This is a genomic window from Pseudomonas sp. GW821-FHT01D09, assembly GCF_059422465.1.
This window is the reverse complement of the sequence record NZ_JBWKWY010000003.1, coordinates 253,870-275,556: the sequence shown is the minus strand read 5'-3', so window position 1 is coordinate 275,556 and position 21,687 is coordinate 253,870. Positions and strand designations below refer to the sequence as shown.

Here is a 21,687-nt window from a genome sequence, read left to right as displayed (position 1 = left end):
AGCGGCAAAACGCCTCTAGCCGAAAATGCCCCGGAGAAACAAGAGGCATCATCGGAAAATCTCGATACTGCCGTCGCGGTTCTGCCGGTAGACGGTATAGGGCAGTACCAAAGTATCGAGAACGCCCGACAGGGCAAAATCAATGGCGATCCAGGGCACCGAGGCGATTTGCTGGTCATCCAGGCTTTTCTTGCCGTTGGGTTCGCCATTGAGGGAGCAGAAGTCATACACCACACCACTGTAGATACGGGGCACGCTCTCGCAGTGGCTGCGCAGGTCCTTGAGTTTCTGGCTGGCCACCGCGTCCTCGCGAAATACGGTGTCGAGGGTACCGCAGGCCGTGGTCGAAAGGACAATAGCGGCAAGCAGCAAAATGTTTATAGGATTCACGGGCAACCCTCTTTGGCATGGGGCCAACAGCCTAACGCAAGACTGCGTAAGACGAATATGCCGGCATTTTGCAGGAAGATTCTTCGTAAAGGCCTCGCAGAATCATTAAACTCGCGCCCTTTTTTTCCGCGCTTGCGCTGCACCTTATGAGCGTTGGTTGGCTCATGAACGTCGTTGCTCCCTGGCCTACACCCGTCTGCAAGCCACCTACGACAGTGAAATCCGCATCAACCCTTACAAAACATAAAACCCCAACCAACACACCGGCCACCCCATCAATGTAAGCCCCGGGCTAAACATAACCACGCACAGACATGACATACCGACCTATTTCGACAAGCGTTGCTGGGCCAATAGTTCATGCTCTGGCACCTCGTCGCTTTATACATTTGCCCCAGCCCCACAAGCCCCTCTTTAAGCAATCACCGATCAGCTTTTAATTGCCCCCCATAAACCAGCTCATGATCTATGGATTCTCGATAGGAAGGACCAAAGTTCACATAACCACCATCACCCTTGCCATTAGAGGCCGTTGGCTGCCACTCCTGGCTCTCGGCGCTAAAAACTCGGCACCCTCGCCAGCAGTTTTATCCAATGGGTTACGGTGATCCCCCCGAACCTTGTCTATTTTACCGTCTGATCCCTCCTTCTTTACTGGCTTGCTTTTATCAAATAAAACATTATTTATAAAAAGCGGAAGAAGAAATGTTATTGCACTCATTTTTACACCCCCAATATCAATACCTAGAGCATTCAACCAAGGCTACCTACACAGGCATCCTCGTTGAATATCGATGCAACCTATCAACCTAAAAAGTAATGACTTAATCAAAATATCAAGTCGCACTAACCATCTGCCTTTGCAAGCCCACCAGCGGCAGGGCACGGTCGCCGTGACTCATGAATCAATAAATCTTCGGTAAACAAACACGACAACCCGCCTGAGAGCATGCGCAACATCCTGGCCTATCGAGAACTATCACTCTCCCCCATAAAGGATATCTGAGCGACCATCGCCCCCGGAATCACCGGCAACAACAAAGTGTCCACCTTCCCGAAGAACGTAGATCCCAGGTTCAAGAGGGGTTTCCTTATCATCCCTCGGCTCTCCAGCCGGGCGATCACGATCATTGACCAGAGGCTTATCCACGTTCCTATCGCCTGCATCCTCAAAATATTTAACATTAGCAGCAAAAAAAGCAGCAGCATTAATAGAAGACATAATCAAACCCTCTTAACCAAGAATCAAAACCAAAACAACGCTGACAAATAAAAAACTACACAACAGCCCACTTACTTTCAACACAACAAAAATATCAAATCAGCAGCAAACATCACAGAATGTAAAGCCTCATAGACTCACACATACAACTTCCAAGCCCGCCATCAGACAAATCCGACGCACAGCCTTTCCATAGTCCTTCTGGAATAGTCTCCATGACTTGATTTTGCAATCTCAAATATTTATCACGCCAGGTCAGCGTTAATCATCGCCACGATGAAACATAACGAATAAGTTGGACAGCCGGCGCCCCGCCCCATAGGCGCCGGTAAGCCGATGGCTACAGGTCAGTGTCGATGCGTTTGGGCAAGCGCTGGTCGATCACACGATACAAAGCGCTGTCAGCCGGCCAGTTGCGCATAAACCGCGCACGGTCCTTGGCAAACGCCGGCGCAAAGCTGCTCAGCGAGCCATGCTGGCACATCGAATCCAGATCAATCAGCACCCAACGTCCCCCCTGCCAGAACAGGTTGCGTCCCTTGAAGTCGCCATGGCTGATCCGCTCGCGAATCAGCTCGCCAAACAAGCGCTCCAGGGCCAGCAGTTCAGGTTCGGGCACTTCGCCGCTGTCCACGTAAGGGGCCAGATGCTCAATCAGGTCTGGCCCGGACAGGTGCTCGGTGACCAGATAAGCGCGGCTGCGCAACCAGAAAAAGCGCCGCTCCAGGATTGCCAGGGGCTTGGGCGTGGCAATGCCCAGGAACGCCAGGCGATTGCCTTCGCACCAGGCGTGCCAGGCACGACTTGGCCGCCAGAAACGCCTGAGCCAGTGGGCAAAGCCCTTGATGTTGTAGCGCTTGATCACCAGCGGTCGCCCCGCGACGTCCACCCTGGCCACCGTGGCCGAGGCGCCGGCCTTGTACATCTGGCCCTGGCCCATAAGCCCATCGACCTGCGCCAGGACCGGCAACAGGGTCGGTGCTTCTTCACGGCGGATCGCCCGCAGCCCAAAGGCCCCGCGCACCACGCTGAACAAGGTGCAGTCGCGGCCGACCTTGCCCAGGAAGTCTTTCAGGCGCCAGGCCCGCACTTTGCGCACCTGTTTTTGCAGGGCTTCCAGGGGCAAGGCGTGTTCGCCATTGCTCAGCAAATAATGCACCAGCAGTTCTTCGGTAAACGGTTCGAGATTGCTCGGCAACTGGGCAAAAAACACCCCGAGGTTTTCCAGCACCCGGTTGCGTGACAGGGGTTTGCCCGCCTGTTCGACGCAGATCCCGCCACCGTCGATCAAATACAGCGTGTCGCCCTGACGCATCAGGTTGTCCAGGTGCAGGTCTTCCTGCCACAGGCCCTTGGCGTGCATCTGTGCAATCGCACCCAGCGCTTCGGCCAACACAGCCTGTTGCTCATCCGCCAGGGGCGGCATTGCTTCAACAGCCGCCCAGGCCTCGGCCAGGCTTTGTGCGCCGTCGAGAAACTCGAACAGCAACCAGCTGCCCTCACCGTCTTGCAAACCGTCAGCCAGCAACAGCGGCGTGGTCAGGCCTTGTTCGGCCAGCAGGCGCACGCCCTGGAGTTCACGCTGGAAATGCCGGGCGGCGCTGCTACCCACCAGCAACTTGGCCAACACCGGCCGGCCGCGCCAAACCGCCGCGCCCACATAACGCTGGCCCGGCAACACTCGCAACAGGCTCAGCAGTTGCAACTGCCCGGGGCCGGCCGCATCCGCCAACTCAATACTCATGGGCAACGTGGGCGTACGCCCGGCGCTTTTGAGTTCAGACAAGCGCATCAGCGGGCCTCCTTGTGACTGCGGCGCCCAGCCAAGTACTGTGCCCACGTATCCACCAGCGAGCTGTCCACCGGCTGGTCGAGGTAGGCCGCCAGAAATTGCCGCACCTGTTCGGCGGTCCATGCGCCAGCACGGCGCAGCAGTGGTTCCAGGTCCTTGACCCGGTCACGCCGGCCCAACAACAGTGGCCGGGTTTTTTCCAGGTCGATCAACTGCGCGGCGTAACCGTCGCCAGTGGCCTGCAGGAAGATATGCTTGGGGTAAAAACAGCCATGCACTTGGCCGACACCATGGAGCGTGCGCGCCAATTGGCCACAGGCCACGAGGATCGCGTGGTGCTGGGCGTCGCTCAGGGCCGGCCACTGCTCCAGCAGTGAATCAAGGTCATTCCAGCCATCGAGCGCGCGGGTCAGCAGCAAGGCGCGGTATTCGCCGGCGACTTTGCGCTCGCCATAAAAGGCCGCCTGCAAGGCCGGGATCGCCTTCTGCCGATAGCGGCTGATATTGCGAAACTCGCGGGCAAAGGTCGGCTCGCCAAAGGGCCGATGCAGGGTACGCGTCAGGTAGTTGCTCTGGCGCTTGAGGTAAAAGCCACGGCCCTCCAGCTCCAGGCGGAACACGCTGCTCCAACCGCCGCGGCTGATATTGGGTTCGTCCACTGCATCCAGTTGCCTGGCCCACAGGGCGTCGAAGTCAGCCAGGCCATTGCGTTCCAGCAAGGCCCGGTCTTCAGTTGCCAGGAAGTCGTTCATTCGCGCCCCTCGAAAAACTTCAGCACATGGCGAATCCGCTGTTTGTCCGATTCGCTCAGGTGGTTGCGCCGACAATATTGCATGTAGAAACGTAGGCGCTGGGTGGCCGACAGGTGGTATTTGGCGACCTTGTCCAGGCACGCCAAGTCCTTGGTGATCCGGTACTTGAGCCAGAACCCGCGCCAGAAGTCGCCATTGGGGCAGTCGATCAGGTACAGGGTCTGCTGGTCGTCGATCAACAGGTTGCGCCACTTCAAATCGTTGTGGGTAAACCGGTGATCGTGCAGGGTCCGGGTGTATTCGGCGAGCTGGCGGCTGACCTTGTCGACCCACACCGGGTCGGACAGTCGCGGGTCCTTGCGCTCAGCCAGGGCCGCCAGGTCTTCGGTGCGGGGCAGCTCGCGGGTGATCATCGCCCCACGGTCATAGGCCAGGCCCTTGCGCTCCAGGCCCCAGGCCACGACGTCGGCCGTGGGGATGCCCCACTTGGCGAAGCGCTTGAGGTTCTGCCACTCGGACTTGACCCGTGGCTTGCCCAGGTAACGGCGCAAGCCTTTGCCGGCGCCGGTGTAGCGCTTGACGTAATAGTTGACCCCGCCACGCTGCACACGAATGACTTCGGACAGCGGATCACGGGTCAGCCGCTCGCCTTGCAGGGCAAACACCGCGTCGAGGCTACCAAAGTCGTGCACAAGCTCCGAGTAAGCAGGTTCCAGGTTCCAACCCGCCATCAGAGCGCGCCTCCGTAGCGGACTTTACGGTCATAGAGCTTGCTGGCCTTGCGCTCCAGCCACTGCAGCAACGCGCCTTCCTCGGCCAGGATCTGGCGCAGGGGCTGCTGGAAGTAGCCTTTGAGGAAGCGCAGCTTGTCGCGGCGGGTCAGGCCGATATCCAGGATCGAGAAATACAGGGCTGCCAGGTCCTTGTTGCGCCAGCGCTGGCTGATGCGCGGCCGCACCTGGGCGCGGTGCAGGTCGATCACCGACAGCTTGAAGTCATCGGCCGTCACCGGCTTGTCGGTGTGCAGCAGGAAGTGGCAGATGTAGCAGTCACGATGGTTGACGCCTGCGCGATGCATCATCCCGGTCATGCGCGCCACCTCGGCAATCAGTGCACGCTTGAGACGCGGCTCGGGCGGCTGCCGGAGCCAATCCATGCTCAAGTCTTCCAGGCTGACGGTCGGCGCCAGCTCCTCGGTGACAATAAAGGAATGCTGGTCGGCCGGGTTGGCGCCGCGCTCGCCGTAGGCCACGGCGGTCATGGTCGGTACACCCACTTCGTGCAGGCGCTGGATCGCCTGCCACTCCTGCCCGGCGCCCAGCACCGGCAATTTGGCGGTGAACAGGTTCTTGAAGATCTCACCCCAGCCGATGCCACGGTGGATTTTCACAAAGTAGCCGCGCCCCTCCACCTCGGTGCGCAAGGTGCGACGGGCTTCCAGTTCACGGTAAACCTCACCCTCCAACAGCTCGACTTCAGCGAACGCATCGCGCCCGGCCCAAAGGCTCTTGAACGGTTCGGCAAGAATCAACTTCATCAGTGTTGCTCCGCCAGAATTACATCCGCAGCGTGCTGCGGCATGCTATAGAGGTCGGCCGTCTCGGCGAAGGCCAGACCATTGCGGCTCCAGGCCGCACGTTGCTGCTGATCACTGAGCATCCCAGCCAGGTACTGATTGAGCTGGGCCTGCTCGAAAGGTTCGTCCAGTACGCGCCCGCAATCGGCCTCACTGATGTAATGGGCATACCCACACACCGCCGTGACCAATACCGGCAACCCGGCCACCAGGGCTTCGAGCAGCACGGTCCCGGTGTTTTCGTTGTACGCCGGGTGAATCAACAGGTCGGCGCCCAGCAGGAAACGCGGGATATCACTGCGCCCCTTAAGGAACTGCACATTGTCGCCCAGGCCCAGGGTAGCACTCTGCAATTGGAATACTTTGGGGTCGTCCTGGCCAATTACAAACAGGCGAGTGCGCTTTTTCAGCTCCGGTGGCAGGGCGGCCAGCGCCTTGAGGCTGCGGTCCACGCCCTTGGTCTTGAAGCCCGAACCGATCTGCACCAGCAGCAGATCGTCCTCGGCAAGGTTGAATTCGGCACGGAAGCCCGCGCGGATCTCGGCCGCATTCGGCGGCGCCCGACGGTCCTGGGCGATGCCCGGCGGCAACAGGTGGAAGCGCGCCAGCGGCGTGTCGTAATGCTTGATAAACAGCGGCTGCTGGACCTCGGAGATCATCAGCACTTGGGTCTTGGCGTCCCTGGCAAACACTGCGCGTTCGTACTCGGAAAAATGCCGGTAGCGGCCAAAGCTGCGGTACAGCGAGTGCCGCAGGTTCTGCGCCTTGTCCTCAAAACAGCCGTCTGCCGCGTAGTACACATCCAGGCCGGGCATTTTATTGAAGCCGATCAGGCGGTCCACCGGGCGCTGGGCCAGGTCGGCCTGCATCCAGGCCGTCAACTTCTCGTTGCGCCGATGGTTGAAAAACGCCTTGACCGGCGCCACCAGCACTTCAAACCCGGGCGGTACGTCGCCTTCCCAGATCAGGGTGTAGACACGGATCTGGTGGCCGCGCTGCTGGCACTCCAGGGCGATGCGCATAAAGTCGCGCTGCAAGCCACCAAAGGGGAAATATTTGTACAGTACAAATGCCAGTTGCATCAGTGCAGCTCCTCAGCCAATAACAACGTGCTCAGTCGGCTGGCCACACGCTCAGGGTTCAGGCGAGTGAAGCACAGTGGCCACTCGCGCTTGAGATCAAACCGGCGCTGGTCTTCAGCGGTCGGTTGGTAGGTGCATTTCTTTTGCAGGCAGGGCGCGCAGGGGAAATCGCTGCCCAGATGGATCTGCGCCTTGCCGTAGGCCCCGGTCAGGCCCGGGTTGGTCGGGCCGAACAGGGAAATTGTCGGCACATCCAGCGCGGCGGCCAGGTGCCCGAGGCCAGTATCCACCGCCACACAAGCCCTGGCTCCGGCCAATACCCGCGCCACACCCGCCAGGTTCAGCTTGGGCAGCACCTCAGCATTGGCCAGGCCCTGGGCCAGGCGTTCGGCGCGGGCTTTTTCGGCGGCATTGCCCCACGGCAGTTTCACATCCACCCCCAGGCTACCCATGCGCTCGGCCAGCTCGCGCCAATAGGCTTCGGGCCAGTGTTTGGTGTCCCAGGTGGTGCCGTGCAGCAGCAGCACAAAAGGTTTCTTCGGCGGCAGGCCGAGCAGTTTTTCGGTGCTCAGGCCGTAATCCCCCAGGCCTTTGGGCAGGTCATAGCCCAGGGCCACGGCGAACAACTGGCGCAAGCGCTCAACCGCATGCTGGCCACGGGCAACCGCCAGGCGCCGGGAGTAGAAACGTGCGGCAATTGGCTCGCGGGCCGACTGCTTGTCGAAGCCGGCTACCGGCGCCCGCACATAGCGGGTCAGCCAGGCGCTTTTCAACAGGCCCTGGGCGTCGATCACAAGGTCGTATTTAGTCGCCTGGATCTGCTGCTTGAAGCGCCGCCATTCGCCGCTCTTGAAGGTCTGCCAGAGGTTCTTGCGCCAGCGGCGAATCGCCACGGGGATCACCTTGTCCACCGCCGGATGCCAGGTGGGGATTTCGGCAAAGCCTTCTTCCACCACCCAGTCAAAGCGAATCCCCGGGATCGCCCGGGCCGCGTCGGTCAATGCCGGCAAGGCGTGGATCACATCGCCCAAGGATGAGGTCTTGATTACCAATACCCGCAACTCAGTGAACCTCGACCACGTTGCCCTGCAAACGCTGCAAGGCCTCGGCTACCGAATCGGGCAGCAACTGGCGCAGGCAGTTGTAGTGGCCGAAACGGCAGGTGCGGTCAAAGCAGGGGCTGCACTCCAGGCCCAGGCGCACCACTTCGACCTTGTCGGCCAATGGCGGGGTAAAGCCCGGCGAGGTGGAGCCGTACACTGCCACCAATGGGCGGTTCAGCGCGGCGGCCACGTGCATCAGCCCAGAGTCGTTGGACACCACCGAATCGGCGCAGGACAGCAGGTCGATGGCCTCGGCCAGGGATGTATCGCCACTGAGGTTGACCGCTTCTTCACGCAGGCCGGGGATCAGGCGCTGGCGGATGTCTTCACCCACCGAGTGATCGTTTTTCGAGCCAAACAGCCAGACTTGCCAGCCTTCGCGGATTTTCAGCTCGGCGACCTTGGCGTAATGCTCCGACGGCCAGCGCTTGGACTCGCCAAACTCGGCGCCCGGGCACAGCGCCAGCACCGGCCGGTCGAGGCTCAGGCCGAACTTGGCCAGGGCCGCGTCGCGGGTGACCGGGTCAATTTGCAGGCTCGGTCGCGGATACGGCGTCGGCAATTCGGCACCGGGCGCGTAGGCCAGGGCCATGAAGCGCTCGATCATCAGCGGGTAGCGGGCCTTGTCGAGCTTGCGCACGTCGTTGAGCAGGCCGTAACGGAACTCGCCGCGCCAGCCGGTACGCTTGGGGATGCCGGCGAAGAACGGCACCAGGGCCGACTTCAGCGAGTTGGGCAGCAGGATCGCCTGGTCGTACTGGCCGGCCAGGGACTTGCCGATGCGCCGTCGGGTCGCCAGTTCCAGCGCGCCGTGGCCGAGCGGGAAGCTCAAGGCCTGCCGGACTTCGGGCATGCGCTCCAGGATCGGCCGGCTCCACTCGGGGGCGAGCACGTCGATTTGGCAGTCGGGATGACGCTGTTTCAGGCACTGGAACAGTGTCTGCGCCATCACCATGTCACCGACCCAACTGGGCCCAACGATCAGAATATTCATGTAGTTTCCACAAACGATTCGGGGAGGCTCATGCCTCCCCGCCTCGATAATTACTGTAGGTCACGGTGTGTGTGGGAGCGGGCTTGCCCGCGATAGCATCACCGCGTGCTGTCAGCCAGACCGCAGCGCCTGCATCGCGGGCAAGCCCGCTCCCACATACAGCCGGTCTCCACATTCAATTGGGGTCGCTGTAGTGTTTTAGCTTAACCCCAGTTCTTGCCAGATCCGTTTCACCTGGCGCCGTTCGTCAGCAAACTGATCCCCGGCAACCACGCCCGCCTCGTTCTGCAAGGCCTGGCGATGGGCCGCCGAGCGGTAGGCCTTATACACCTCACGCAACAGGTGGGCATCGGCGGCGGGCATCAGCCCGACCTGCTCCAGGCCTTCCAGGATGCGGATATTGTCGGTGTAGCGCAGCAACGATGGATGTTGCGCAGACCACGCCAAAGCGGCGTATTGCACCATAAATTCAATATCGACGATACCTCCGGCGTCCTGCTTGAGATCGAACACCGCCGTGGCCTCGAAGGCATTCGCCGCCGTACCGGCCGCCGTGGACTTGGTGCCCAGGTTGTCACGCATCTTGGCGCGCATCTCGCTGACCTCCTGGCGCAGCTTCGCCAGGTCCTGCGCGCGCCCCAGTACCTGTGCGCGCACGCCTTCAAACGCGCGGCCCACGTCCTGGCTGCCCACCAGCACCCGCGCCCGCACCAGGGCCTGGTGCTCCCAGGTCCAGGCCTCGTTTTCCTGATAACGGGCGAAGGCCCCCAGGGAGCTGACCAGCAACCCGGATGCGCCAGAAGGTCGCAGGCGCATATCCACTTCATACAATTGCCCGGAGTTGGTCTGGGTGGTCAGCAGGTGAATAATCCGCTGGCCCAGGCGGGTAAAGAACTGCGCACCATCGATCGGCTTGGCGCCATCGGTCTCGGCCTGGGGATCACCGTCGTGGATAAACACCAGGTCCAGGTCCGAGCCATGCCCCAGCTCGATGCCGCCGACCTTGCCATAACCGACGATGATAAAGCCGGGGTCGCACAAGGTGCCGTCCAACCGTTGCGGCGTACCGTGGCGCGCCACGGTCTGGCGCCAGGCCAGGGCCAACACCTGTTCCAGAATGGCCTCGGCGAGCCAGGTCAGATAGTCGCTGACCTTCATCAACGGCAAGCTGCCGGCGATTTCCGAGGCGGCGACCCGCAGGCGGTGCGCCAGCTTGAAGTGGCGCAGGGCTTCCATCTGCTGCTCAAGGTCATCCTCGGGGATACGCGTGAGGCGCTCGCGCAGTTCGGCGGCCAGCTCCGGCGCCAATGGCGGTTTGAACAGGCGACCTTCGTTGAGCAACTCGTCCAGCAGCAGCGGGAAGCGGGTGATCTGCTCGGCAATCCACGGGCTGGCAGCGCACAGGGTCAACAGCCGACGCAGGGCGTCAGGGTTTTCCGTCAACAGCACCAGATAAGCGGAACGCCGCGCCACCGCTTCGACCAGCGGCAGTACGCGCTCCAGCACCAGGTCCGGGTTGGCGTGCTCGACGGCCTGGGCCAGCAGGCGCGGGATAAACGCATCCAGCCGCTCACGCCCCAGGCGTTGCATCGCCCGCAGTTGCGGGCTGCCGCGCAGGCTGGCCAGGGCTTTCAGGGCCTTGGGCGCGTCGGCAAAGCCGCCTTCGGCCAATTGGCGACAGGCGGCCTCCTCATTTTGGGATTCTTCCCACAAGGGCAACCACTCGCCACCGACCACCAATTCGCTTTCTCCCCCCTCCTCTTCATCTGGATCGGCAATCACCTGGCGGAAATGCCAGTCCACCCGGCCGCGCCAGTACATCAATTGCTCATGGAACGCGCTCCAGTTGGCAAAACCCATCATGAATGCGATGCGCGCCTGATCTTCATCACTGTTGGGCAGCATCTGGGTCTGACGGTCGGCGATGGCCTGGATCGCATGCTCGGTGTAGCGCAGGAACTCATAGCCGCTGCGCAACTCGGCAATCACCGCCGGCGGCAGGTAGCCCTGGCCTTCCAGGGTGCCCAGCACCTTCAGCAATGGCCGCTGTTGCAGGCTCAAGTCGCGGCCGCCGTGAATCAGTTGGAACGCCTGGGCGATAAACTCCACCTCGCGGATGCCGCCCGCGCCCAGCTTGATATTGTCGGCCATGCCCTTGCGCCGCACTTCCTGCTGGATCAACTGCTTCATGGTGCGCAGCGCTTCAATGGCAGAAAAGTCCAGGTAGCGCCGATAGACGAACGGGCGCAGCAGATCGAGCAGTTGCGCACCGGCCACCTGGTCGCCGGCCACCACCCGCGCCTTGATCATCGCGTAGCGCTCCCAGTCGCGCCCCTGGTCCTGGTAGTACTGCTCCAAGGCATTGAAGCTCAACACCAGCGCCCCGGCCGAACCATAGGGTCGCAAGCGCATATCGACACGGAACACAAAGCCATCGACGGTCATCGGGTCCAGGGCCTTGATCAGCTTCTGGCCCAGGCGGATAAAGAACTCCTGGTTGTCCAGGGCACGCTTGGCCCCCACGGTCTCGCCGCCTTCGGGGTAGGCGAAGATCAGGTCGATGTCCGACGACAGGTTCAACTCCACCGCGCCCAGCTTGCCCATGCCGAGGATGACCATCTGCTGCGGCTCGCCGCTGCGCCCGCCGGTGGGGGTGCCAAATTGCGCGCAGTGGCGCTGGTACAGCCACTGGTAAGCCTGGTCGATGCTGGCGTCGGCCATGTCCGACAGGTCGCGGCAGGTCTGTACCAGGTCCGCCTGTCGGGTCAGGTCGCGCCAGATAATCCGCACCTGCTGGCGGGTGCGCTGGCGACGCAGCATGCGCCCCAGCTCATCTTCTGTTTCAGCCTGTTGCACGGCTGCAGCAATCTGCCCACACAGCTCATCGGGTGCAAAGCCGCGGTCCAGCTCGCCCCAGGCCACCAGTTCAAGCAACATCAAAGGGTCACGAACACTCTGTTCAATCACAAAATCACTGGCGGCGCACACCCGGGCGAAGTCGGCCCAACGTTGCGGCGTCCACGCGGACAGGCCATGATCGTCATCCAGCCTGGCCACGGCGTCACGAAATGACTGCTCGGCCCGGCTCGCAAATGGCAACAGAACAGCAGGGAGTTCAACCAGCACGGGAAGGCTCATAGTCTATCCTTGATCGGCGCGTAAATGGCTTGTGGCTGTGAACGCAAGAACCACGCTCGATGAAGGACTGTCGAACAAAGGTTAGAAATAGCTGAAAAAATATTAATTTTGGCAGGTAACATTAAACTTCTACCTTTTCTTGTTCACAAAAGATCAACAATAACGATTATGCTCATCAGCCAGACCGAGCAACCCCCTCGGTCTTGTGTAGTTTTACTACTCGTATATACATCCGAAAGGCTGAAATGGCCGACGATTTGTAGTAAAACTACAGGACGCCGAAGCAACCTTCGGCCACCCAAGAATTTATGTCGTCTGCCCACAAGGCCAGTCGCAAACTTCAGGCAACCGATTCTGGTAGCCTTTCCGCCCTGGAGCAAGCCATGCAAGACCTCGATCCCGTCGAAACCCAGGAATGGCTGGACGCCCTGGAATCGGTTCTCGACAAAGAAGGCGAAGACCGTGCGCATTACCTGATGACCCGTATGGGCGAACTCGCGACCCGCAGCGGCTCGCAACTGCCTTACGCCATCACCACGCCATACCGCAACACCATCCCCGTGACCCACGAAGCACGCATGCCTGGCGACCTGTTCATGGAACGCCGCATTCGCTCGCTGGTACGCTGGAACGCCATGGCGATGGTTATGCGCACGAACTTGAAAGATTCTGACCTGGGCGGTCACATCTCCAGCTTCGCTTCCAGCGCAACCCTGTATGACATCGGCTTCAACTACTTCTTCCAGGCCCCGACCGACGAACACGGCGGCGACCTGATCTACTTCCAGGGCCACACCTCGCCAGGCGTCTACGCCCGTGCGTTCATGGAAGGTCGCATCAGCGAAGAGCAGATGAACAACTTCCGCCAGGAAGTCGACGGGGGCGGCCTGTCGTCCTACCCGCACCCTTGGCTGATGCCTGACTTCTGGCAGTTCCCGACCGTCTCCATGGGCCTGGGCCCGATCCAGGCGATCTACCAGGCCCGCTTCATGAAGTACCTGGAAGCCCGTGGTTTCATCCCCGAAGGCAAGCAGAAGGTCTGGTGCTTCCTGGGCGACGGCGAGTGCGACGAGCCGGAATCCCTGGGCGCCATCTCCCTGGCCGGCCGCGAGAAGCTGGACAACCTGATCTTTGTCATCAACTGCAACCTGCAGCGCCTCGACGGCCCGGTTCGCGGCAACGGCAAGATCATCCAGGAACTCGAAGGCGTGTTCCGCGGTGCCCAGTGGAACGTGACCAAAGTCATCTGGGGCCGTTTCTGGGACCCACTGCTGGCCAAGGACGTCGACGGTATCCTGCAACGTCGCATGGACGAAGTCATCGACGGCGAGTACCAGAACTACAAGGCCAAAGACGGCGCGTTCGTGCGTGAACACTTCTTCAACACGCCTGAACTCAAGGCGATGGTTGCCGACCTGTCCGACGACGAGATCTGGAAGCTCAACCGTGGCGGCCACGACCCGTACAAGGTCTACGCGGCGTACCACGAAGCGGTCAACCACAAAGAACAACCGACCGTCATCCTGGCCAAGACCATCAAGGGTTATGGCACCGGTGCCGGCGAAGCGAAGAACACTGCGCACAACACCAAGAAAGTCGACGTCGACAGCCTGAAGTTGTTCCGCGACCGCTTCGACATCCCGGTCAAGGACGAAGAGCTGGAAAACCTGCCGTTCTTCAAGCCGGAGCCAAACAGCGCCGAAGCCCGCTACCTCAGCGAGCGTCGCACTGCACTGGGCGGTTTCGTACCACAGCGCCGCGCACAGAGCTTCAGCGTACCGACGCCGGACCTCAGCACCCTCAAGGCCATCCTTGACGGTTCGGGCGACCGTGAAATCTCCACCACCATGGCTTTCGTGCGGATCCTCGCGCAGTTGGTCAAGGACAAGGAAATCGGTCCGCGCATCGTCCCGATCATCCCGGACGAAGCCCGTACCTTCGGTATGGAAGGCATGTTCCGCCAGTTGGGCATCTACTCCTCCGTCGGCCAGCTCTACGAGCCAGTCGATAAAGACCAGGTGATGTTCTACAAGGAAGACAAGAAGGGCCAGATCCTCGAAGAAGGCATCAACGAAGCGGGCGCCATGAGCTCCTTCATCGCTGCCGGTACTTCGTACTCCAGCCACAACCAGCCGATGCTGCCGTTCTACATCTTCTACTCGATGTTCGGCTTCCAGCGCATTGGCGACCTGGCCTGGGCAGCAGGCGACAGCCGTACCCGTGGCTTCCTGATCGGAGGTACCGCCGGGCGGACCACGCTGAACGGCGAAGGCCTGCAACACGAAGACGGTCACAGCCACATCCTGGCTGCCACCATCCCGAACTGCCGCACCTTTGATCCAACCTACGGCTACGAGCTGGCGGTGATCATCCAGGACGGCATGAAGAAGATGACCGAAGAGCAGCAGGATGTTTTCTACTACATCACTGTGATGAACGAGTCCTACCAGCAACCTGCCATGCCGGCCGGTGTCGAGGAAGGCATCATCAAGGGCATGTACCTGCTCGAAGAAGACACCAAGGAAGCGGCACACCACGTACAGCTGATGGGCTCCGGCACCATCCTGCGCGAAGTGCGTGAAGCGGCGAAGATCCTGCGTGAAGAGTTCAACGTCGGCGCAGACGTATGGAGCGTTACCAGCTTCAACGAACTGCGTCGCGACGGCCTGGCCGTGGAACGCAGCAACCGCCTGCACCCAGGCCAGAAGCCTGCGCGCAGCTACGTCGAAGAGTGCCTGGCTGGCCGCAAGGGGCCGGTGATCGCCTCTACCGACTACATGAAGCTATTTGCTGAACAAATTCGCCAGTGGGTCCCGTCCAAGGAATTCAAAGTCCTGGGCACCGACGGTTTCGGTCGCAGTGACAGCCGCAAGAAGCTGCGTCATTTCTTCGAGGTCGACCGTCACTTCGTGGTGTTGGCAGCCCTGGAAGCCTTGGCTGACCGTGGTGAGATCGAACCCAAGGTGGTGGCTGACGCTATCGTCAAGTTCGGGATCAACCCGGAAAAACGCAACCCACTGGACTGCTGAGGAGACTTTTTGTGAGCGAACTCATTCGCGTACCTGACATCGGCAGCGGTGAAGGTGAAGTAATCGAGCTGTTTGTGAAGGTCGGCGACAAAGTCGAAGCCGACCAGAGCATCCTGACCCTGGAGTCGGACAAGGCGAGCATGGAAATCCCTGCTCCCAAGGCCGGCGTGGTCAAGAGCCTGAAAGTGAAGCTGGGCGACCGCCTGAAAGAAGGCGACGAACTGCTGGAACTGGAGATCGAAGGTGCCGCCGATGCGGCCCCAGCAGCGGCGCCTGCTGCCGCTGCTGCACCGGCGCCGGCTGAAAAGCCAGCGGCGGCGGCCGAGGCCCCTGCGGCCCCGGCGGCTGCACCGGCGGCGGCGACGGTCCAGGACATTCATGTCCCGGACATCGGTTCGTCGGGCAAGGCCAAGATCATCGAGCTGCTGGTCAAGGTCGGCGACACCGTCGAAGCCGACCAGTCGCTGATCACCCTGGAGTCCGACAAGGCCTCCATGGAAATCCCATCGCCGGCTGCCGGCGTCGTGGAAAGCATCGCGGTCAAGCTCGAAGACGAAGTCGGCACTGGCGACTTCATCCTCAAGCTGAAAGTCGCGGGCGGCGCTGCCCCTGCTGCGGCTGCGGCGCCAGCCGCTGCTGCTCCTGCCGCCAAGGCTGAAGCGGCACCTGCTGCGGCCCCGGCTCCTGCGGCAAAAGCCGAGGCCGCCCCGGCCCCGGCTGCTGCCCCTGCGCCAAGTGGTGCCAAGGCCCATGCCGGCCCTGCCGTGCGTCAACTGGCCCGTGAATTCGGCGTCGAGCTGAGCGCTGTCAGCCCAACCGGCCCGCACGGTCGTGTGCTCAAGGAAGACGTGCAGGTCTACGTCAAATCCATGATGCAAAAAGCCAAGGAAGCTCCGGCTGCCGGCGCGGCTACCGGTGGCTCGGGCATTCCGCCGATCCGCACCGTAGACTTCAGCCGCTTCGGCGAAACCGAAGAAGTGCCGATGACCCGCCTGATGCAAATCGGCGCAGCCGGTCTGCACGCCAGCTGGTTGAACATTCCGCACGTGACTCAGTTCGACCAGGCCGACATCACCGACCTGGAAGCTTTCCGCGTTGCGCAGAAAGCCGCGGCCGAGAAGGCCGGCGTCAAGCTGACCGTACTGCCATTACTGCTCAAGGCCTGCGCGCACCTGCTCAAGGAACTGCCGGACTTCAACAGTTCGCTGGCACCAAGCGGCAAAGCGATCATCCGCAAGAAGTATGTGCACATCGGCTTTGCGGTCGACACCCCGGATGGCCTGCTGGTACCGGTCATCAAGAACGTCGACCAGAAGAGCCTATTGCAACTGGCTGGAGAAGCGGCTGCACTGGCGGCCAAAGCCCGCGACAAGAAGCTGACCCCGGACGACATGCAAGGCGCCTGCTTCACCATCTCCAGCCTCGGGCACATTGGCGGCACTGGCTTCACGCCAATCGTCAACGCGCCGGAAGTGGCGATCCTCGGTGTTTCCAAGGCCACCATCCAGCCTGTGTGGGACGGCAAGGCCTTCCAGCCGAAGCTGATGCTGCCGCTGTCGTTGTCCTACGATCACCGTGTGATCAATGGCGCGGCCGCCGCACGCTTCACCCAGCGCCTGAGCCAGTTGCTGAACGATATCCGCACCATCCTGCTGTAAGCCGCAGCGGCCTCCCCTTCACCGGGGAGGCCTGGCTGTACGATTTCCGAGCGCCACGCTCGTACCTCAACCCCGCCAATTGGCGGGGCTTTTTTTTGCCTGTGGTTTGTAGAGGCTGGCAAGCCGGCGCCTACAGGGAATCGACAGACCATCTATCAGGCCGACTGTAGAAAACCGCTGCGCCGCCGATAACACACTTATAGCACTTAGCCTTCATCCTCTCTTGTCAGTCCGTGCTGCATGATGCAACCTTGCCATAGGCAGCAGTAAAGAGGGCGATAGCCCGGCGCAATGCGCATTTTTCCAAGCGAGTTTCCCCATGAAAAGCCAACCCGATGTCGCCCGAACGGCGGCCGAGGTCGTGACGCAATTACCGGTGCCTTCGCGCCTCGGTATGCTGCGTTTCGAGCGGCTGAATGAGGCTAGCTGGGCACTGCTGTACCTGGACCCCAATTGTGAACGCCAATTCGGCTTGCCCGCGGTAGAGCTGTGCTCGCTGGTCGGCTCGCCCTACGCCAGCCTGATGGAACCCCAGGCGCGCTACCAGCTGCATGATGCGATCCAGCAGCAGCTGACTGCCAGCCCCCATTACCGGGTGCGCTACACCCTGCACACCAACGACGGCCCGTTGAGCCTGCTGGAGGTGGGCGAGGCCTACAAGCAGCACAATCGCCACCTGCTGCGCGGCTACCTGATGGTGGTGGACGGTTTGTTCAGCAACCTGCCACCCATGCCTGCGGCCGACCTGGAAGACCAGAACAGCCGCTTGCAGATCGCCCTGGAGCTCAACCAGCGCGCACAACAGGAGCAATTGCAGCACCTGGAACGGGTGCGCGCCCAGCAGGAACTGATCCTGCTGCTGGCCCGCCAGCGCTACAGCACCAACAACTCCCTGCAAGAAGCCGCCGAACTGATCACCCGCAGCGCCTGCGATATCTATCAGATCGACTGCGCCAGTATCTGGAACCTCGAAGGCCAGCAACTGGTGCCGATTTCTGCGTTTCATCGCGCCGACCAACAGCACCATCTGCCAGCGCCAATTGATGCCAGCAGCTTCCCGGACTACCTGGAAGCCCTGCAGAGCAGTCGCGCCATCGATGCCTGCAACGCCATGCGCGACCCCCGTACCCGGGACATGGTCGAAAGCCTGCGCCCCATGGATATCCACGCCATGCTCGACGCCAGTATCCGCGTCGATGGGCAGGTGGTCGGCGTGCTGTGCCTGGAGCAAAGCGCCAGCACCCGGGACTGGTTGTCCGATGAAATTGCCTTTGCCGGCGAACTGGCCGACCAGTTCGCCCAGGTCATCAACAACCACAACCGCCGCACCGCCACCAGCGCGCTGCACCTGTTCCAGCGCGCGGTGGAGCAAAGTGCCAATGCCTTCCTGCTGGTCAATTGCGACGGCGTGGTGGAGTACGTCAACCCCAGCTTCACCGCGATCACCCAGTACAGCACCGAAGAAGTCCACGGCCATCGCCTGGCCCAGTTGCCGGCCCTGGAGAACCTCAGCGAACTGCTGTTCGACGCCCCCTCCAGCCTGGCCCAGAGCAACAGCTGGCAGGGCGAGTTCAAGAGCCGACGTAAAAACCTCGAACCGTACTGGGGCCAGTTGTCGATTTCCAAGGTCTATGGCGACAACCGCGAACTGACCCACTATATCGGCATCTACGAAGACATCACCCAGACCAAGCTGGCCCAGCAGCGTATCGAACGCCTGGCCTACACCGACAACCTGACCAACCTGGGCAACCGCCCGGCGTTTATCCGCAACCTCGATGAACGCTTCGCCCGTGACAGCGACGCGCCCATCAGCCTGCTGCTGGTGGACATCGACAACTTCAAGCGGATCAACGACAGCCTCGGCCACCAGACCGGCGACAAGTTGCTGATCAGCCTGGCCCGACGCCTGCGCAACAGCCTCAATGCCGGTGGCAGCCTGGCGCGCTTTGCCAGTAACGAATTTGCGGTGCTGCTCGATAACGCCGACCTTGAGGTCGGCCAGCAAATGGCCTCCCAGTTGTTGATGACCCTCGACAAACCGATGTTCGTCGACAACCAGTTGATCAGTGTCACCGGCTCCGTGGGCCTGGCCTGCGCACCACTGCATGGCCGCGACCCGCAGACCCTGATGCGCAACGCCGGCCTGGCGCTGCACAAGGCCAAGGCCAACGGCAAGCACCAGGTGCAGGTGTTTACCGAAGCCCTGAATGCCGAGGCCAGCTACAAACTGTTCGTGGAAAACAACCTGCGCCGCGCCCTGACCCAGAACGAGCTGGATGTGTTCTACCAGCCCAAGCTGTGCTTGCGCAGCGGGCGCCTGCTGGGCATGGAAGCCTTGCTGCGCTGGAACCACCCGGAAAAAGGCATGATCCGCCCGGACCAGTTCATCAGCGTCGCCGAAGAAACCGGCCTGATCATCCCCATCGGCAAATGGATCGCGCGCCAGGCCTGCCGCATGAGCAAGCAATTGAGCGCTGCGGGCATGGGCAACCTGCAGGTGGCCATCAACTTGTCGCCCAAGCAGTTTTCCGACCCGGACCTGGTGGCCTCCATCGCCAGCATCCTCAAGGAAGAACAGTTGCCGGCCAACCTGCTGGAACTGGAGCTGACCGAGGGCCTGCTGCTGGAAGCCACCGAGGACACGCGCCTGCAACTGGACCAGTTGAAGAGCTTCGGCCTGACCCTGGCCATGGACGATTTCGGCACCGGTTACTCATCCCTGAGTTACCTGAAGAAATTCCCCATCGACATCATCAAGATCGACCGCAGCTTTATCCATGAAATCCCCGATAACCAGGACGACATGGAAATCACCTCGGCGGTGATCGCCATGGCACACAACCTCAAGCTCAAGGTGGTCGCCGAAGGCATCGAGACCGCCGAACAGTTGGCGTTCCTGCGCCGCCATCGTTGCGACGTCGGCCAGGGCTACCTGTTCGACCGGCCAATCCCCGGCTCCGAGCTGCTGGACAAGCTCAAACGCTATCCGCGTGGGCCAATCGCCTGACAGCGCTGTAACACTCGGGCACACTGTGGGTCTGAACTGTTAACTCAACCTGACGAGAGGACTGATCATGGTCTTGCGCTCGGAAATTCTGGTGAATAAAAACGTGCTGCCTACTGCCGAACAAGCCTTGCCTGGTCGTGAAACGCCGATGAACCTGCCCGAGACGCACTTCGTCAACGGCAACCCGCTACTGGGCCCGTTCCTTGACGATGTAGGGTTTGCGATCTTTGGCCTGGGCTGTTTCTGGGGCGCCGAACGCAAGTTCTGGCAGCGTGACGGCGTAGTCAGCACCGTGGTCGGCTACGCCGGCGGCTTGACGCCCAACCCGACCTACGAAGAAGTCTGCTCGGGCCTGACCGGCCATAGCGAAGTGGTGCTGGTGGTGTATGACCAGGCCAAGCTCAAGTACGAAGACCTGCTGAAGATGTTCTGGGAACTGCATAACCCGACCCAGGGCATGCGCCAGGGCAATGACATTGGCAGCCAGTATCGCTCGGTGATCTATGCCACCACGCCTGAGCAACTGGAGGCTGCGAAGGCCAGTGCACAGGCCTATCAGGAAGAACTGACCAAGGCTGGCCTAGGCGCGATCACCACCGAAATCGACCAGGCGCCAACGGTGTACTTCGCCGAGGCCTATCACCAGCAGTACCTGGCGAAGAACCCCCAGGGTTATTGCGGGATCGGCGGTACTGGCGTGACTTGCCCGATCTGACCTCAAACGCATCGCGGGCAAGCCCGCTCCCACATGGGAACGCATTTCCACTGTGGGAGCGGGCTTGCCCTAATGCCAGTCAGTTAAGCGGATTCTGCTTTCTGTAGGAGCGAGCTTGCTCGCGAAGGACGTCAACGATAACGCGTGTTTGCTAGGTAAACGCGGCGCTCTCAAGTTCTTCGCGAGCAAGCTCGCTCCTACAAAAAGGCTTAACTGACTGGCATTAGGGCTTGCCCGCGATAGCACTCTAAAGAGCGACGCCGTTATTCGGCGATCAACCAATCCATCTGCCACCCACCCTGGGTCTGCCCCAGTTTCTTCGACAGCCACGGCAGCAGCTCACGCAACTCCTCCTCCAGCCCCCACGGCGGGTTGGCAATCGCCAGGCCCGAGCCAGTCAGGGTGTTGGGGGTGTCCAGCGGATGCACCAGCAATTCCACACGCAGCAGCTTCGGCGCGCCGGTGCCGGCCAGGTCCTGGTAGAAGCGGCGCAACATGCGCTGGTCCTTCACCGGGTACCAGATCGCAGCGACTGTCTGGCGCATGCGGCCCACGGCTTCCTTGAGGGAGGCGGCGCAGCGCTGCATCTCGTCGAGTTGCTCGAACGGTGGGTCGATCAGCATCAGCGCGCGCTTTTCCGGCACCGGCAGCAAGGCCCGTGGCACGTGCCAGCCTTCGCCCAGGTGCACCTTAACGCGGCGGTCGCCCTTCATATTGTCCTTGAGCAACACACCGTCTTCGGGGTGTTTTTCGTTGAGCAGCACGCGGTCCTGGGGGCGGGTCAGGCGCCGCGCCAGCTCTGGCGAGCCTGGGTAATAACGCAACTGGCCATCCGGGTTCATCTCGTGCAGCACCCGCATGTAGTCGGCGGTCAGCGCCGGCAGGTCCGCCTCGCCCCACAGGCGGGCGATGCCTTCCAGGTATTCACCGGTGCGGTTGGCCTGGTCGCCTTGCAGGTCGTACAGACCAATCCCGGCGTGGGTGTCGAGATAGGCAAACGGCTGCTCCTTGCGCGACATCAGGGCGATGAGGCGGGTCAAGGTCAGGTGTTTGAAGACATCGGCGTGGTTGCCGGCGTGAAAGGCGTGACGATAATTCATGGTTGCTCCTGCGCAGGGGGCGAAGTTTACCTTTTACGCGGGCAAAGGTGCAGGGCTGCATGCCGGGCGGTGCTTATGTCGAAAACCTAGGAACAGCCCCGAAAACGTTCTAGTGGGTTATGTAGG

At 61.3% G+C, this 21,687-nt stretch carries 16 protein-coding genes; 4 read left to right on the top strand and 12 right to left on the bottom strand.

From position 1 onward, the window contains the following. Positions 1 to 48 precede the first annotated feature (48 nt). From AC07W7_RS05630 to glnE, 11 genes are all read right to left on the bottom strand, one after another. The gene (locus AC07W7_RS05630) at positions 49 to 390 is read right to left on the bottom strand and encodes a YceK/YidQ family lipoprotein (RefSeq protein WP_495038894.1); all 342 of its coding nucleotides are present in this window, start codon (positions 388 to 390) and stop codon (positions 49 to 51) included. Positions 391 to 886: 496 nt separating this feature from the next. After that, entirely contained in the window at positions 887 to 1,147 is a 261-nt protein-coding gene (locus AC07W7_RS05625) for a hypothetical protein (RefSeq protein WP_495038893.1), read from the bottom strand. Positions 1,148 to 1,369: 222 nt separating this feature from the next. Beyond that, entirely contained in the window at positions 1,370 to 1,612 is a 243-nt protein-coding gene (locus AC07W7_RS05620) for a hypothetical protein (RefSeq protein ID WP_495038892.1), read from the bottom strand. Positions 1,613 to 1,952: 340 nt separating this feature from the next. After that, entirely contained in the window at positions 1,953 to 3,404 is a 1,452-nt protein-coding gene (locus AC07W7_RS05615; protein WP_495038891.1) for a lipopolysaccharide kinase InaA family protein, read from the bottom strand. Further along, positions 3,404 to 4,156, bottom strand: coding sequence for a lipopolysaccharide kinase InaA family protein (locus tag AC07W7_RS05610; RefSeq protein ID WP_495038890.1), 753 nt, complete (start codon positions 4,154 to 4,156; stop codon positions 3,404 to 3,406). Before AC07W7_RS05610 ends, AC07W7_RS05615 begins: the two co-directional genes overlap by 1 nt. Next, positions 4,153 to 4,887 carry a lipopolysaccharide kinase InaA family protein gene (locus AC07W7_RS05605; RefSeq protein ID WP_169863859.1) on the bottom strand — a complete coding sequence of 245 codons (735 nt, stop codon included), beginning with the start codon at positions 4,885 to 4,887 and terminating at the stop codon, positions 4,153 to 4,155. The genes AC07W7_RS05610 and AC07W7_RS05605 overlap by 4 nt, the downstream gene beginning before the upstream one ends. Then, positions 4,887 to 5,693 carry a lipopolysaccharide core heptose(I) kinase RfaP gene (gene rfaP / locus AC07W7_RS05600; RefSeq protein ID WP_495038889.1) on the bottom strand — a complete coding sequence of 269 codons (807 nt, stop codon included), beginning with the start codon at positions 5,691 to 5,693 and terminating at the stop codon, positions 4,887 to 4,889. The genes AC07W7_RS05605 and rfaP overlap by 1 nt, the downstream gene beginning before the upstream one ends. Continuing rightward, complete coding sequence (locus AC07W7_RS05595; RefSeq protein WP_169863863.1) at positions 5,693 to 6,814, bottom strand: glycosyltransferase family 4 protein; 1,122 nt, start codon at positions 6,812 to 6,814, stop codon at positions 5,693 to 5,695. The genes rfaP and AC07W7_RS05595 overlap by 1 nt, the downstream gene beginning before the upstream one ends. Next, on the bottom strand, positions 6,814 to 7,875 hold the full coding sequence (gene waaC / locus AC07W7_RS05590) for a lipopolysaccharide heptosyltransferase I (RefSeq protein ID WP_169863865.1): 1,062 nt from the start codon (positions 7,873 to 7,875) through the stop codon (positions 6,814 to 6,816). The genes AC07W7_RS05595 and waaC overlap by 1 nt, the downstream gene beginning before the upstream one ends. 1 nt (position 7,876) lies before the next feature. Then, positions 7,877 to 8,911 carry a lipopolysaccharide heptosyltransferase II gene (gene waaF, locus AC07W7_RS05585; RefSeq protein ID WP_076961771.1) on the bottom strand — a complete coding sequence of 345 codons (1,035 nt, stop codon included), beginning with the start codon at positions 8,909 to 8,911 and terminating at the stop codon, positions 7,877 to 7,879. 198 nt (positions 8,912 to 9,109) lie between these two features. Continuing rightward, a complete protein-coding gene (glnE, locus tag AC07W7_RS05580; protein ID WP_076961770.1) occupies positions 9,110 to 12,049 on the bottom strand; it encodes a bifunctional [glutamate--ammonia ligase]-adenylyl-L-tyrosine phosphorylase/[glutamate--ammonia-ligase] adenylyltransferase in 2,940 nt (979 codons plus the stop codon). Positions 12,050 to 12,432: 383 nt separating this feature from the next. Between glnE and aceE the strand changes: the two genes are divergently transcribed. The 4 genes from aceE to msrA all read left to right on the top strand — a co-directional run bounded on the left by aceE (position 12,433) and on the right by msrA (position 20,461). After that, a complete protein-coding gene (aceE, locus tag AC07W7_RS05575) occupies positions 12,433 to 15,078 on the top strand; it encodes a pyruvate dehydrogenase (acetyl-transferring), homodimeric type (protein WP_099170102.1) in 2,646 nt (881 codons plus the stop codon). Positions 15,079 to 15,089: 11 nt separating this feature from the next. Then, entirely contained in the window at positions 15,090 to 16,736 is a 1,647-nt protein-coding gene (gene aceF, locus AC07W7_RS05570; protein ID WP_099170101.1) for a dihydrolipoyllysine-residue acetyltransferase, read from the top strand. Between the two features lie 319 nt (positions 16,737 to 17,055). Further along, a complete protein-coding gene (locus AC07W7_RS05565; protein WP_495038888.1) occupies positions 17,056 to 19,746 on the top strand; it encodes a putative bifunctional diguanylate cyclase/phosphodiesterase in 2,691 nt (896 codons plus the stop codon). A gap of 67 nt (positions 19,747 to 19,813) precedes the next feature. Next, positions 19,814 to 20,461: a peptide-methionine (S)-S-oxide reductase MsrA gene (gene msrA, locus AC07W7_RS05560; protein ID WP_076961766.1), complete on the top strand. Its 648-nt coding sequence runs from the start codon at positions 19,814 to 19,816 to the stop codon at positions 20,459 to 20,461. A gap of 263 nt (positions 20,462 to 20,724) precedes the next feature. On the opposite strand, the gene AC07W7_RS05555 is transcribed toward msrA, so the two are convergent. Beyond that, positions 20,725 to 21,561 carry a 23S rRNA (adenine(2030)-N(6))-methyltransferase RlmJ gene (locus tag AC07W7_RS05555; protein WP_057958111.1) on the bottom strand — a complete coding sequence of 279 codons (837 nt, stop codon included), beginning with the start codon at positions 21,559 to 21,561 and terminating at the stop codon, positions 20,725 to 20,727. Between the last annotated feature and the right edge of the window lie 126 nt (positions 21,562 to 21,687).